Here is a 15587-nt window from a genome sequence, read left to right on the forward strand (position 1 = left end):
TCTTCCCGAATCCAGCCTTGACCGTAATGGTTATGTCTGGTTTGTGGATAACCATAACCACCTCCAACGTTTCCCCGCTACGCCCCTGTTTACCCGTCAGGGGTATGTATTCGTCGAACCACCCGAAACAAAAGGTCGCTGGCGTATTGTGACGACACCACTGGTGGATTATCTACCGGGCATGTCCGTTGCCGTCATTGAGTCCGGGCAGGAGCAATCCTGATGAAAAATCTGACTGACTGGTTTATCCGCAACCCGGTGGCCGCCAATCTGCTGATGATGCTGATGCTGGTCGTTGGCGGAGTATCGCTATGGGGAATGCGCATCGAAGGCTTCCCGAAGATTGACGCCAACTCCCTGAATGTTCAGATCACCCTGGAAGGGGCTTCCGCAGAACAGGTCGATCTGTCCCTGACCCAGCCTGTGGAACAGGCTTTACAAGGACTTGATGGCGTAAAAAAAATTACCAGCCTGTCCGCTGAAGGCCAGATGACGGTCAAAGTACAGAAGCAGATCGACTACGACCTTAACCGCTTATTAAACGATGTTAAAGCCAGGGTCGACGCCATCAGCCACCTGCCCAAAAAAGCTGAAAAAGCGGTGGTAACCAGGGAAGACATGACCTTTCCCTCGCTGATGGTGCAGGTACATGGGACAGCAGACACCGACACACTGCAACGCATTGGTAAAAGAACCAAAGACGCGTTACTGAATGACCCACTGATCAGCAAGGTGCAGTTATGGGGCATGCAGCAACGGGAAATCAGCATTGAAGTAAACCCCCAGGCCTTGCAGGCCAACCATCTCAGCATTCAGGATATTGCCACTAAAATTGAGCAGAGCTCCCTGAATTTCCGGGGCGGACACCTGAGAACCTCTGGCGGAAAAATTGAACTGCGGGCAGACAGCAAAGCCTACCGCAAGCAGGAGTTCGAGAAGATCCCCATCAAAAGCAGGCTTGATGGCAGCCAGCTGCTACTGGGGCAGATAGCCAGTGTCCGTGATGGCTTTGTTGAAAATGACACTTTGGTGAGGTTTCAAGGCAACCCCAGTGTTGGCCTGGCCATTATCACCAACAACAAAGGCAATATGCTGGAGATCAGCCGGGCAGCACACACTATTATTGAGCAGTTGCAGCAACAGCTGCCAGAGAACGTCCAGATTGATATCTGGTCTGATATGAGTACTTACATCAAGTCCCGGCTCGACCTGCTGCAAAGCAATGCGATGCAGGGATTACTGCTGGTGTTTATCCTGCTGGCCCTGTTTCTTAATCTGCGGCTGGCTTTCTGGGTAGCGGTTGGAATTCCGGTGGCAATTGCTGGCGCTCTGGCAATGATGGGACCACTGGGCCTGAATTATTCACTGAATGATATGACCACTTTCGGTTTTATTATTGTACTGGGTATTCTGGTGGACGATGCAGTCGTCGTGGCGGAAAGCGTCTATTCAGAACAGCAAAAAATCCCCCCTGCCCGAACCGGACTACTGGCTCCGGCACTGGCAGCTGCCGAAAAAGGCACTCACAGAGTATCAGTGGCTACGGTCTTCGGGGTTTTAACGACGATTGCCGCATTTTATCCCATCACTCTTATCAAAAATGAAATTGGTCAGCTATTCAGCTCCTTCGCGGTGGTGGTCATTATCGCCCTGCTGTTCTCACTGGTGGAGAGCAAACTGATCCTGCCTGGCCATCTCGCTCATAGTCTGGGCAAGCCGGAGAAACAGCCCGGAGCACTGGCACAGTACTGGAAACGCATTCAGGCGTTTATGGATAGTGGTTTGCAGTCGTTTAATCGACAGGTCTACATCCCCCTGGTCAAACAGGCCATTCAACACCGATACGCCACATTAATGCTGTTTATTGCCGGTTTTATTCTCAGTATCGGACTGGTGTTGCATGAACGGGTTCATATTATCTTTTTCCCGGAAGTGCCTGCGGACTACATCGTGGTCACTATGGAGATGAAAAAAGGCAGCCCGGCCTCCCTTACCCGGTCCAATGCCCAGCGGATTGAGGCAGCGGCCAGCCAACTGACTCAAGAGCTGCTGGCTGAAGGCGAAACGGAATCACCCTTTGCCAAACTGATGAATGCGGTGGATGATGCCCATAGTGTTGAAGTGATTGCAGAACTGGTGGCCAGCAAGGACCGACAGATTTCAACCATCAAACTGACCAACCGCTGGCGTGAACTGACCGGACCATTGGAAGGTATTGAACGACTGTCTTTTTCTGCCACCGATTCCACCGGGGGTGGTTTTGAGGTGATGCTTACCGCAGACTCCGAACAGTCACTGTCAGCCGGCGCTGAGGCGATGACCAAAGCTCTGACAAACCTGCCCGGCGTCACCGATATCCGGGATGACCTGAAAGGCAGACAGCCACAGCTACAGATCAGCCTGAAGCCCCAGGCCCGACAGTTTGGCCTGACCGTCAGCGCCATTGCCGAACAGATTGGCTACGGTTTTGGTGGGTATGAAGTACAGCGCATGCAGAGGGATGGCAATGATGTCAAAGTCATGCTTCGCTATCCTCGAGCCAACAGACGCTCACTCCATAATCTGCTAAACCAGCAGATACGAACGCCAGACAACCACTGGCTGCCCCTTGGGCAGGTCGCTACGGTGCAATCGTCCTATGTACCTATGGAACTGCGTCGCCAGAATGGTAAGCGAACCGCTATCGTTTATGCCACCCTCGACAAGAACACTCAGTCAGCCATGAACGTCTATCGACAACTGGAACAGTCAGTGCTGCCAGCCATCCGGAAGCAGTATCCGGGCTTTGCCATTGCTCCGGCCGGAGAGCTGGAAGAAGAACTGGATGTACGCTCTCAGGGCAGTGGCCTCTTTGCCGTTATTCTGCTGTTGATCTATATGCTGCTGGCTATTCCCCTGAAGTCGTACTGGCAGCCACTGGTGATTATGGCAATTATTCCATTTGGTCTGGCCGGAGCTGTCTGCGGCCACCTGGTCGCCGGTATCCCGTTAAGCATTCTGTCCTTTTTCGGCATGATGGCTCTCACGGGGGTTATTGTGAACGACAGTCTGGTGCTATTAACGGGTTTTAACCGGTTACGACAACAGGGAATGACCATTGATCGCGCACTGGTGGCCGCAGGCTCCAGTCGTCTCAGGGCGATTTTCCTGACCACCGTTACCACCGTTGCCGGGTTGCTGCCACTGCTGTCGGAAACCTCGGAGCAGGCTCAGTACCTTATTCCTGCAGCGGTTTCGCTGGTTTATGGTCTGGCGTTTGCCACAGGAATTACCCTGTTTCTGATTCCCGCCATCCAGAAAATCGGTTTTGATCTATCTCCCTCCTCAGGGAGGGCAACAGGCAGAGCAATAGAGAGATCCAGGGTTATGAACAACCGTCCACTTAATGTACTTCTGGTTGAAGATGACCGGGATATGGCAGAGTCCATCCACGACTACCTGGCCCTGGAAGCGATTCACTGCGACCACGCCTGGAATGGAGCCAGCGGACTTCAGCTCGCCCGGCAGAATACCTATGACCTGCTTCTTCTGGATATCAACCTGCCCCGCCTCAATGGTTTGCAGGTGTGTCAGGCACTGCGCCAGCAGGGGATAGAGACTCCTATTCTGATGCTGACTGCCAGAGACACTCTGGAAGACCGGCTGGAAGGGTTTCGGGCAGGCACTGACGACTACCTGATCAAGCCCTTTGCCATGGCAGAGCTGGTAGCCAGGGCAAGAACCCTTGCCAGACGACGGAAGGCTTTCCAGAAAACCTTGCAGGTGGCTGACCTGGTGATGGACCTGGAAAAACGACAGCTGACGAGGGGTGGTCATCCAGTCACCCTGACGCCGATTGAATGGGATCTTCTGGAACTGCTGATGCGCTTCAGCCCGGAAGTCCAGTCCCGGCAGAGTATTCTCGACACCCTCTGGCCCGATGATGCTCCCGGAACCGACAGCCTGAAAGTTCATCTGTACCGACTGCGCAAAAAAATTGATCGACCTGGCTGTCAGCCCTTGATTCACACCATTACCGGACATGGCATCGTGATTCGCGACGGAGAGGCAGAAACATGAGCAGACTTTTGTCGAGCATTCGTCGGGATATCTGGATCAGTATCGCAGGCATTCTGACTATTGTGGTCACGGTTTACTCTTATATTCTGGTCGCCACTTCTTTTAAGACGATGGACGACCATTTGGGAGAGGAGTTACGGGCAGAGATCAGAGTCCTTGCTGAGAAATACCGGCAAACAGGGACTCTGAACATGACCCCTTATCCTGATACTGTTACTTACCTTGCATCAAAAGGATTGCCGGAATGGCTTCAGCAACTCGTCGACGACGGCAAGTTAGCACCTGACTCCCCCTACATTGAACACCCCGTATCAGAGGATGAAAACGGAACAGAGGCTTCATTCATCTTTATTCCTGTGCATGAGAATAACGATCGTATGTACCTGGTCTATTACTCCACTGAGTTGAATGAGCAAACCTGGAAAACCGCCAGCCAGGCCGTGATGCGTTCATTTCTGACCATCATTATTCCGGCAGCGGTAGTAATGATTCTGCTGATACTACTGGTGGCTGGCAGACTGTTGCGCCGCCTGTCCAGTGATGCCCTCAAACTGTCGGAGTTTGCGGCCTGTTGTATTGACCAAACCTACAATACCCAGAGTGATATCAGAGACAGCCTGAACTATCAGGAAAATCGCGAAGTGGCCAGCACCCTGAAAAACTCGCTGCTGAAAATTCAGGCGCTGGCCAGCAGAGAGCAACAGTTCCTGCGCAATGCCAGCCATGAACTCAGAACCCCCATAGCCATTACCCGGGCGAGCCTCGATATACTTGAACATCAGGGATGCCTGTCAGACCTGAAAGCCAACGCTCCTTGGCAGCGAATCAACAGGGCTAACCGGAATATGCAGCTACTGACCGAGACACTGCTCTGGCTGGGTTCTGACAAATCTGCCGCGCTTACAAAACAACCTTGCGACCTGAAACTTCTGATCAGTGAGATTTGCGATGAGCATCAGTACCTGCTCACCGGCAAGCCGGTCAGCTTTGAAATCGATGTTCGTTGCGACCGTGAATATACGACGGCGATACAGCTCTTACGTATTGTACTGGCAAACCTGATCCGTAATTCATGCCAGTACACAGACGAAGGTTTTGTTCGCATCGTTATAGACGACCAAAAAATTATAGTAGAGGACTCCGGCAGAGGATTCGCCGGAAGCGAAAGCCAGCCCGACCACGAGGGATTCGGCCTTGGACTGAACCTCGCCCTACAGATTGTCGAGCAGCAGGGTTGGCAACTTGATATCAGCTCAACCTCCGACGGGGGGGCGAAAGTCACCCTGGATTTCTGCGAAGAACGTTTTTTGACCACCTGAGATCAAACAGGCGGAACTTTATTATTATTTCGTTGTCGTATTTTTAATCAAGGCATTCGTTTATAGACTTTTATATGGAAGAGGCAGCTTAGTGATTAATAAACCATCACCAATGGTTCGACTTATTGTTATTTTTGGGCTGGCAGCATTATCAGTGCGCTTTGCCAGCCTGGGACTTTTCCCGTTAATGGATACGACTGAAGCCAGGTATGGTGAAATTGCCCGAATCATGATGGAAACCAGTAACTGGATTACCCCTCAGTTTGATTACAACATTCCCTTTTGGGGCAAACCACCCCTGCACACCTGGATGAGCGCCATTGGCTTTAAGTGGTTAGGCGTCTCTGAATTTGCCGGACGCCTGCCGCACTTTCTTACCGGTTTGATGATATTGGCTCTGGTCTGGTTATTTGGACGACAGCAGGGGAATAAAAATACGGCAAATCTTGCCGCAGGCATATTGGCAACGACAGTTGTCTTTTGCATCAGTATTGGAGCCATCATGACCGATACCGCCTTGTTGCTGGCTATCACACTGACGCTGGGTTCATTCTGGCAAGCCTGGCAACTGACCGATAGCAACCCAGACCAGAAACGAAACCGGTGGGGTTACCTGTTTTTTGTAGGACTGGGCATTGGCTTGCTGGCCAAGGGGCCGATTATCCTGATACTCACCGGACTGCCCGTATTCCTGTGGTGCCTGCCGGAGTGGAGAATTTTACAACTGTGGAAGCGACTGCCCTGGGTGTCCGGCACTCTGCTCATGTTAGCGATAGCACTGCCATGGTATCTACTGGCTGAACAGGCCACCCCCGGATTCCTGAATTATTTTATTGTTGGTGAGCACTTTCAGCGGTTTTTGGTGAGTGGCTGGCAGGGTGACCTGTATGGAACTGCCCATGTTCACCCCAAAGGTTTCATCTGGCTGAAATGGCTTTACGCTGCCTTGCCCTGGAATATCGTTCTTCCTCTGGTCTGGTGGAAGGCCAGAAAGCATCGCCAGTCAGAGGCTGGCAAGCAGGATAACCCGGCATGCCCTGAACAGGCGCGGACTCAACAGTGGCGTCTGCTCCTCTGGTGCTGGATGCTAACCCCGATGATTTTCTTTACGCTGGCCGGAAATATTATCTGGACCTACATTTTACCCGCAACCCCCGCCCTGGTATTGCTGATTGCCGATTATATTCGTGAGTTTGCTTTTGCTGAGAGCGTATCGCCTGCGAAAAAAAGACGCAACCAAGGCAATCAATGGTTGGCCTGGCCGGGTGTTTTAATGCCGGTGGTCATGGTTATTATCACAATCGCTATGAACTCCGACACCAGGAACTCAGCAAAAAGCCTTGTTGAGGCGTATCAGGAACAGCTTGACAGTAGCCGAACCGGACTGGTGTTCTGGGGCAGTCGTCCATTTTCAGGACAATTTTATTCCAGAGGTCAGGCGGTAGAAGTAGAGTCGGTCAATGAACTGGTTTCCCATATTAACAAGGAAACCGGCAGCCTTTATCTGGTCGCACGCCCAGGTGATCAACGCTATTTACAAGAGAGCCTGACTGGCCAGCTGGATCTGGTCGCTGAAACCAGTAAAAGGCAGCTTTGGAGGCTTTCTGAATTTAAAGAAACTGGAGACAGCGAGACTTCCTGAGACTTCTCAACTGAAAAGCCTGTTAAAGCAGACTTGTCGATACCCTCTCTCTTGATCAGCCTCAAGCAGTTATTCAAGCTATTTGAGGCTGATTGTCAGACGCCTGCCTAGCGCTGTAAAACCGACTGCCTTAGGGAAGCAGCAGAACATAATATACCGCTGTTGGCTTTTGGCGGTTGGCTGTATGAGCAGCTAATAGCCAACAGCCAACAGCCCGGTAAGTTATTGAATGCTGCGCCCCCTAGTTGAAAGCGCGACAAATACCACTAAATTTGTTCAATAAGTTGAACAATTATTTGTACAGGAGTACATAAAATGAATGTAATCTCTTACTCTGAAGCCCGGCACACCATTATCCACCGCAGGGACGGTGATGATGCCGTGGTCATGTCCCTTGAAAGCTACAACAACCTGATGGAAAACCTGCACCTGATGTCGTCGCCCAATAACATCCGCCACATCAATGAATCCATCGCCCAGATTAAGGCAGGACAGACCGAGGAAAAAGGGTTGATCGATGAGTGATACACACCGACTCATCTATCAGGCAACGGACAGGCCGCTGGCGATCGCTGCCTGCCGTTTCCACTATTAAACGACGATTAATGAGTATCCAGCTCAGGGAAAGACTTCACCGTATCGTCAATCGCCTTAATCTGAGTCAGGAAGCCTTCCAGCTGTGACAGGCGCAGGGCTGAAGGTCCGTCGCAACGGGCGTTATCCGGATCAGGGTGCGCTTCAATAAACAGACCGGCCAGGCGTGTTGCCATGCCCGCCAGAGACAGCTCAGTCACCTGATAGCGACGACCACCCGACGCTGCCCCCATAGGATCACGACATTGCAGTGCATGAGTAGCGTCAAAAATCACCGGCAGCCCCTTACTGACCTCTTTCATGGTGCGAAAGCCCAGCATATCCACCACCAGGTTGTCGTAACCAAAGCAGGAGCCACGCTCGCACAGGATCACCTTTTCATTACCCGCTTCAGCGAACTTCTCGGCAATATTGCCCATCTGTCCCGGGCTCATAAACTGAGGCTTTTTAACATTAATCACCGCACCGGTTTTCGCCATCGCCACCACCAAATCCGTCTGGCGCGCCAGAAAAGCAGGCAGCTGAATCACATCGACCACTTCTGCCACCGGCTGGCACTGATCTTCTGTATGCACGTCGGTAATGATGGGCAGTCCAAAGGTCTCTTTCAGCTCCTGAAAGATTTTCAGGCCTTCTTCCATACCCGGCCCACGATAGGAATGGACAGAAGATCGGTTTGCTTTGTCAAAAGACGCTTTGAAGATATAGGGAATACCCAGCTTTTCGGTCACCTTTACATAATGCTCGGCTATGGTCATGGCCAGGTCACGGGACTCCAGCACATTCATACCACCAAACAGAACAAAGGGCTTGTCGTTAGCCACCTGCAGGTCGCCAACGCTGATGATTTTCTGTTCCATATACTTTCCTTTTCTCTACAACCGTTCTGCAAACCTTTCCGGGAACCTGTCCGACAGGCTCCCGGTAACAGGCATACTGCCGTGTGAAACACAGGTTCGGCGGCATTCTAATGCTGGCGTTACCAAAAAACCAGAGAGGCCTGTCAGTAAGCCTCAGAACGGCACACTTCATCCCGGGAGCAATTATTCCGGGGACAATTCCCCTGGGCGACTCGATCAGCCCCGGCTGACTCAGTGGCGTAATAATAATGACCCGCTCCCGAAGACGCCCCATGGGCTCCATTCTGAATCAGCGTAATGGTGTGGGTTTCCGCAGGTTGCGGTATAAGCTCCCGCCCCAAGGGTTCCCGTAAGTAGAAGCTCAGCAGCGGAGCCGCATCCCACGACTGCTGGTTATAGGTGAGCATAGGAGCAGCGAGCCCCTCTCCGTGGTGGGGCGCATACAAATTAACATTGACCCCTATCAACGGCAGCAGCACCAGCAGAGACGGCTCAAGCCATCCGCTCTGGTCAGTACTGCCGTCATCAGGCAGGTTATCCATTTGCCCAACATCAATTCCGGTCAGACTGGCCAGCTCAATCCGGAGTACGTCGTGCAGGTTAGTTGCCTCAACGGCAGACAGTTCAAACCGGTCAGGGTGACTTAGCACCTGTTGAATAAAATCTGTCAGAGAGCGGAATAAACCAACCAGCATTCTTCGAATGCTGAACTGGTTTTCCTGACGGTCTGGGATCGCATGGTTTATGGCTTCGGCAATGGCAGCGGGAAGACAGTTACCATCCGGTGCGACCCAGTGAACCTCCATATCCGCTCTGAATTGTTGCCTTATTGCCGTATAATCCTGATCATTTTTTATTTTAAAGCTGCGTATCAAAGCCTGAGCCTCAGGATCCGCTGCCAGAAAGGGCGCAAAATAATCGTGTTCGCGCATCATATTGATCAGGGTGAAAAAGTCTTTCGGCTGGGACGGAGTGATAGCAAGCAGCTCAGATATAAACGTTAATACTGGCTCAGGAATATCCATTACTTTCCGCTTAGTTGTTATGTAGCTTTCCTCCCAGAGCTTTTTTAGCCTCGACTTGATAAGGTACGGAGGATGACCCTCTCCCAGCGAGAGGGCATTAAAAATAGCTCTGCGATATCCAACCTGATCATTCAGCTGAGTCGCCGGACTCATCATTCCATCCAGAAAGTAATGCCCTGTACAGAGGGTAAACAAGGTCATCGCCAGTGTCTCGTAGTCCATAATGAGTGGGCTGTAATTTCCAAACCTCAAAAAAGCATCACTGGTGTGTCCGCCGAACAAGGCAGGCGTACCCAGCATCGACATAACCATCTCGTCAGGGTTATTAATCTCCCGGACGAACCCCAGGTCACTAAGGCTGACACGCTCGTTTTTCATCAAAAAATTGCCCGGCTTGATATCACGATGGACGACACCATTAGCATGAAGCACAGCAACAGAAAACACGACCTGAGAAATAATATCCTGAAGATTTTCCTGAACATCGCCAAAACGCTGATTCAGAACATGGTCAAGATCACCATCAGGATATAACTCAAACACCTCAAACAGGGTTCGGCCATCTGTCCATGAACGTTCAGGCTTTACAATATAGCTGCTGTTTAATTTATTTTTTTTGAGAGCGGCTTCCAGTCGGGCTGGTGTTTTTTGATAAAAAGAACCACCACCCAGAATATCCAGCGTCTTCAGCGCCCATTCATGATTCTGGTCGTCTATCACATGAAAAACCTTCCCCTCCCCGCCTTCACCCAACAAGCTCCGGGACGAGTAACGGTATTTTCTACCACTGACGGGATCCTGATAATCCCATTGGCTAGCAAAATACCGTTCGAGATGAATTAGAATTTCCTCGTCCTGATCCTCAGTCTGACTGCTTTCACATTCCTGTATTCCGCGAACTGCATCCTCAAGGGTGCTCGAAGATAATAAACTGAGTAGCTGGTTAGCCCCTTGCTGTGAAACCTGACCAAGATGAGGCAGTAGCTCATTCCATATAGAAACTCTCAGCCTGCGGGAACTACTGATGCCCATATTATTGTCATGAAGAACTGAACGCAGCACATTCATCGGGTCTTCAGAGATTGCTACATTTTGCAGCCGCCTGCTCGAACCCAGAAGCAACATTAAAGACTTCATGACTTCATGACTTATACCCTCTGAAAACCACAGATACCTGAACAAAAGCTCTCCAACACCTGACACATGACCAGTATATCGAGCATTAAGCTCAGCCAGAAGTATTTGCCGGGGCAGAGACAGTCCGTCCAGATACTCACTCATATGCTCAATCATCGATTGACTTGCCAGTGAATACAACACTGGTCGACTACTCCCGGAAGGACGTGCGAAAAGATAGGAAGTCGCAGCTGGTCTGGCTGTATTACTGGCATGCAATAAACCCAGACCCGGCGCACCCTCTTTAAAGGAATAAAGGCCTGAGTTTTCAGTAAGTCGTACGACGGCATCTCCTGCACGAAAGTAGCTGTTGGCAGCATTAAACTTTAGAGAACCCTCCCTATCGCCGCGCAATCCGATAATGGCCAGGCAGACAGGAACTGGAATCTCAGGAAACATAATTCGTATATAAGAGCCCGCTTGCCCTGTCCCCGGGCGGCTGACGGAATAGCCATCCCCTGACCTTCCCGATAACAGGTTAACGGATGAAACAATGTAAAACGGGGCACTAAAAAAGAGCGTAACGCTGACTTTATTAATGCCACCGTTAACAGGAAGGATGCACAGCAGTTGCTCAGGATCATTTTCTTCTTTGCCAAGATAGCCCGCATGACCATCCGGCGAGAGCAGCAAAAAAAAGACTCCGGAAAGAACCAGTCCGTTCAGGCAACAACTAAGCCATTTCTTGATCATATTTATTACGCAGCTTTCATTGAGGCTGGTAAATATAGATCATTTACCAGCCTCAATGACCTGAAGCGTATCAGGACTGACCTGTTATTGACTCAGGCTTTACTGATTCTGATGCTTTAATGCAGCGTCGATAAAGGCAGTAAACAGACCATGACCGTAGCGCGGCGTGGAAGTGAACTCCGGGTGGAACTGACAGGCAACAAACCATGGATGGTTTGGCGCTTCAACCATTTCAACCAGTGAATTATCAATAGAGCGACCAGCAATCACCAGGCCCGCTTTCTCCAGCTGGCCTACGTAGTGGTTGTTCACCTCATAGCGGTGGCGATGACGCTCGGTGATACAATCAGCACCATAAGCGGCATGGGCGTGAGTTCCCGCCGTCAGGTTACAGTCCTGGGCACCCAGACGCATGGTACCGCCCAGGTCAGACTGTTCAGTACGAGTCTCAACCTGACCTTCAGCGTCCAGCCATTCGGTGATCAGACCCACCACTGGGTGTTCAGCCTTGCTGTCAAACTCGGTACTGTTCGCACCTTTCAGGCCTGCTACGTTACGGGCGTATTCAATCACAGCCACCTGCATACCCAGACAAATACCCAGGAACGGGATATTGTTCTCACGGGCATGACGAACGGCTTCGATCTTACCTTCAACACCACGATGACCAAAGCCACCCGGTACCAGAATCGCGCTAACACCTTCGAGGCGGCTCAGACCTTCCTGCTCCAGCACTTCGGAATCAATATAGCGGATATTGACCTTGGTGCGGGTTTTCAGGCCGGCATGACGAATTGCTTCAATCAGGGACTTGTAGGCGTCCAGCAGTTCCATGTATTTGCCGACCATGGCAATGGTGACTTCATGTTCATGATTGAGGTCACGATCCACCACATCCTGCCACTCGGACAGGTCAGCAGCCGGACAGTCCAGACGGAACTGGTCAACCACGATCTGATCCAGACCCTGCTCATGCAGCATTTCCGGGATGCGGTAGATGGTTTCAGCATCTTCCAGAGAGATAACCGCACGTTCTTCCACGTTGGTGAACAGGGAGATCTTGCGGCGGGCAGACGCTTCAATAAACTGTTCGCTGCGGCAGACCAGAATATCAGGCTGAAGGCCGATAGAGCGCAGCTCTTTTACCGAGTGCTGCGTCGGCTTGGTCTTGGTTTCACCGGCAGTCTTGATATAAGGCACCAGGGTCAGGTGCATCAGCATGGCACGTTGGGAGCCCAGTTCAACCTTCAGCTGACGGATCGCTTCCAGGAACGGCTGGGATTCGATATCACCCACCGTACCACCAACCTCGACCATGGCGATATCGGCATCGCCGGCACCCTGAACGACCCGGCGCTTGATCTCATCGGTAATGTGCGGAATCACCTGAACGGTTCCGCCCAGATAGTCACCACGACGCTCCTTACGCAGAACGTCCTGATAGATACGACCTGTGGTGAAGTTATTACCCTGTTTCATGGTGGTACGAACAAAGCGCTCGTAGTGACCCAGGTCCAGGTCGGTTTCAGCGCCATCTTCAGTAACGAATACTTCACCGTGCTGGAACGGGCTCATCGTGCCGGGATCGACATTGATGTAAGGATCCAGCTTGAGCATCGTCACCTTCAGGCCTCTAGCCTCAAGAATGGCGGCCAGAGATGCGGAGGCGATGCCTTTACCCAGTGAGGAAACAACACCACCTGTGACGAAAATATAACGCGTCATTAGTTTATGCAGACTCTTAAAAAAGCGGGAAAAAAAGAATACTCAAGATGGGAGATCAGGATACCAAAAGTGTCGTAATACGTAAAACAGGAATGTCGTTTTTTAGCTCAAAATTCGGTCATTACTGAGACTGATACGGATCAAACCGCCACCCAGCCCTTACCTCTATGCCAATACTGTCTAACGGTTCTCCCTCCTTATCTTGCAGCAGGTCGCATACCCAGACCCCGGCAGCACACAACATCTGCCCATTGTAAAAAAGGAACGGCACCCGCTCACGCAGCCAGGGCGGAACCTTGTATTCCTGCAACCAGCGCTTAACAGACTTACTGCCCTTCCGCCCCGCCACCCGCACTTTTGTCGAATCTGGCAGGTTATGGCGAAAACAGACCGACACCTTTTTTAACTGCCTGGCAGTGCCTTCTTCCAGAGTCAGCCGACCTGAGGCGGGTACAGGCAGCTCTGACTGAGTCTCACAGTCCCAGCTGATAACCTGTTCACTAAAAGGCTTCAGCACCGGCACCAGCACCAGCAGACCATCAAAGCGTCGAACCTCATGGTCGCCCAGCTGCAATACGGGCTCTGCATCTTCCCGGCTGTGAATGACCTCATCGAACAGGGTGTTCAGCACTGCCCGGTCCGGCATTAACAAGTCTTTCTGTTTCAGCCAGTAACGTACCACCCGCAACGCCATCGGCTGGGAAAGCTTCAGCAACGATTCAATATGAACAACCTGTCCGGCGCTCCAGTAATCCGGAGCGGCCACCAGCACGGAATCAGCCGCTTCTTCCACCGCCTGACGCAACCATTGTTGACTCTCCAGCACTTCCCCGGACAATACCGCCAGACGTTCTGACGCCCCCGGCCAACGCTGTTCAATTTGCGGAATCAGACTCTGGCGCAAGTAGTTACGGGCAAATCGCTGGTCAGCGTTTGATTCATCTTCAATATGGTGGAGTTGATGATCTCTGGCATAGGCTTCAATAGCGGCTCTGGACACGTATAACAAGGGTCTGATCAGCTGCCCGCTTTTCCCCAGAGGCCGCTGCACAGGAATCCCTGCGAGACCGTCCAGTCCGGAACCACGAAACAGCCTGAACAGCAGTGTCTCGGCCTGATCGTCCTGATGATGCCCCTGTAACAGGCAACCCTGCTCTGGCAGCAGTTGCTCAAACACCTGATAGCGCATAGAGCGAGCCGCCTGTTCGATGCCATCACCCAGCGCTTCATTGACATCAATACGCCGGACATCAAGAGGAACCTGCCATTGCTGACACAGGTTCTGGCAGTGCTCTGCCCAGCTGTTTGCATTAGTACTCAGCCCATGGTGCACATGTATGGCTGATAAAGAAGCAATCAGACCGGCATCGCGTAGCTGTACCAGAACATGGAGTAAAACGGTTGAATCCACACCACCGCTCAGTGCCACCACGAAAGGCGTCGAGTCAGGGCGTTTGGTATAGTGCTTTAAAACAGAAAAGACACTTTCACCCAGGGATGACAGTGTCTTTAACGATGATTCAGAAGACAGGGACATCAAACAGAACCGTAATCCCTGAGGCGCTGGTAACGCTGGTCCAGCAAGGTGTCGATATCCAGCTTGCACAGGCGATCCAGCTCAGTACCCAGCACCTCACCCAGTCTGGCTGCCGCGACATCCTGACTGCGATGCGCGCCACCCAGGGGCTCTGGCACCAGATGATCCACCAGGCCCAGCTCTTGCAGGCGCTCTGCGGTAACGCCCATGGCTTCTGCGGCCACAGAGGCATATTCGGCCTTTTTCCAGAGAATCGAGGCACAACCTTCAGGCGAGATAACGGAATAGGTGGAATACCCCATCATTACCAATGAGTCACAGACGCCGATGGCCAGCGCTCCACCGGAGCCACCTTCTCCGATCACGGTAGAAATAACCGGCACCTTCAGGCGGGACATCACCGCCAGATTATAGGCAATGGCCTCACTCTGACCACGCTCTTCGGCACCGATGCCCGGATAGGCGCCGGGTGTATCAATAAAGGTCAGGATCGGCATATTAAACCGCTCTGCCATTTCCATCAGACGGCAGGCTTTGCGATAACCTTCCGGTTTGGGCATACCGAAATTACGGCGAACCTTTTCTTCAATTTCCCTGCCCTTCTGATGACCAATCACCATCACTGGACGACCATTAAAACGAGCCATTCCACCGACAATAGACGGATCGTCAGCAAAGTGCCGGTCACCGTGTAGCTCATCAAACTCGGTAAACAGGTGCTTAACATAATCCAGCGTATAAGGGCGGCGGGGGTGACGCGCCAGCTGAGCTACCTGCCAGGATGACAGGTCAGAAAAAATCTGCCGGGTCAGAGTGTTACACTTTTCCTGCAGATTGCTGATTTCTTCGGTAATATTCAGCTCCGCATCACTGCTGACCAGGCGCAGCTCTTCGATTTTCGCTTCCAGTTCAGCGATTGGCTGTTCAAATTCCAGATAATTCGGGTTCATGAAATCC

10 protein-coding genes are annotated in these 15587 nt (G+C 51.8%); 5 read left to right on the top strand and 5 right to left on the bottom strand.

Annotated features, from left to right (window positions below):
* Nucleotides 1-43: 43 nt before the first annotated feature.
* From NX720_RS25595 to NX720_RS25615, 5 genes are all read left to right on the top strand, one after another.
* Complete coding sequence (locus NX720_RS25595; RefSeq protein ID WP_262598438.1) at nt 44-223, top strand: hypothetical protein; 180 nt, start codon at nt 44-46, stop codon at nt 221-223.
* Nucleotides 223-4059 (top strand): efflux RND transporter permease subunit, encoded by a 3837-nt coding sequence (locus NX720_RS25600; protein ID WP_262598439.1) that lies wholly within the window; start codon nt 223-225, stop codon nt 4057-4059. The genes NX720_RS25595 and NX720_RS25600 overlap by 1 nt, the downstream gene beginning before the upstream one ends.
* The gene (locus tag NX720_RS25605; protein WP_262598440.1) at nt 4056-5378 is read left to right on the top strand and encodes a sensor histidine kinase; all 1323 of its coding nucleotides are present in this window, start codon (nt 4056-4058) and stop codon (nt 5376-5378) included. Before NX720_RS25600 ends, NX720_RS25605 begins: the two co-directional genes overlap by 4 nt.
* Nucleotides 5379-5490: 112 nt before the next feature.
* Nucleotides 5491-7020: an ArnT family glycosyltransferase gene (locus tag NX720_RS25610; RefSeq protein ID WP_262598442.1), complete on the top strand. Its 1530-nt coding sequence runs from the start codon at nt 5491-5493 to the stop codon at nt 7018-7020.
* A 315-nt stretch (nt 7021-7335) separates the two neighbouring features.
* On the top strand, nt 7336-7545 hold the full coding sequence (locus NX720_RS25615; RefSeq protein ID WP_262598443.1) for a type II toxin-antitoxin system Phd/YefM family antitoxin: 210 nt from the start codon (nt 7336-7338) through the stop codon (nt 7543-7545).
* Between the two features lie 77 nt (nt 7546-7622).
* Here NX720_RS25615 and kdsA read toward each other — a convergent pair whose 3' ends face one another.
* The 5 genes from kdsA to accA form a co-directional block, all read right to left on the bottom strand.
* Nucleotides 7623-8474: a 3-deoxy-8-phosphooctulonate synthase gene (kdsA, locus tag NX720_RS25620; RefSeq protein WP_262598445.1), complete on the bottom strand. Its 852-nt coding sequence runs from the start codon at nt 8472-8474 to the stop codon at nt 7623-7625.
* Between the two features lie 143 nt (nt 8475-8617).
* A complete protein-coding gene (locus NX720_RS25625) occupies nt 8618-11368 on the bottom strand; it encodes a protein kinase family protein (RefSeq protein WP_262598447.1) in 2751 nt (916 codons plus the stop codon).
* Between the two features lie 99 nt (nt 11369-11467).
* Nucleotides 11468-13093: a CTP synthase gene (locus NX720_RS25630; protein WP_262598448.1), complete on the bottom strand. Its 1626-nt coding sequence runs from the start codon at nt 13091-13093 to the stop codon at nt 11468-11470.
* Nucleotides 13094-13214: 121 nt separating this feature from the next.
* Nucleotides 13215-14630, bottom strand: coding sequence for a tRNA lysidine(34) synthetase TilS (gene tilS, locus NX720_RS25635; protein WP_262598449.1), 1416 nt, complete (start codon nt 14628-14630; stop codon nt 13215-13217).
* Nucleotides 14630-15580 (bottom strand): acetyl-CoA carboxylase carboxyl transferase subunit alpha, encoded by a 951-nt coding sequence (accA, locus tag NX720_RS25640; protein ID WP_262598450.1) that lies wholly within the window; start codon nt 15578-15580, stop codon nt 14630-14632. The genes tilS and accA overlap by 1 nt, the downstream gene beginning before the upstream one ends.
* Nucleotides 15581-15587 lie beyond the last annotated feature (7 nt).

The sequence above is a fragment of the Endozoicomonas euniceicola genome, from assembly GCF_025562755.1.
In the GTDB taxonomy this organism is placed as follows: Bacteria; Pseudomonadota; Gammaproteobacteria; order Pseudomonadales; family Endozoicomonadaceae; genus Endozoicomonas_A; species Endozoicomonas_A euniceicola.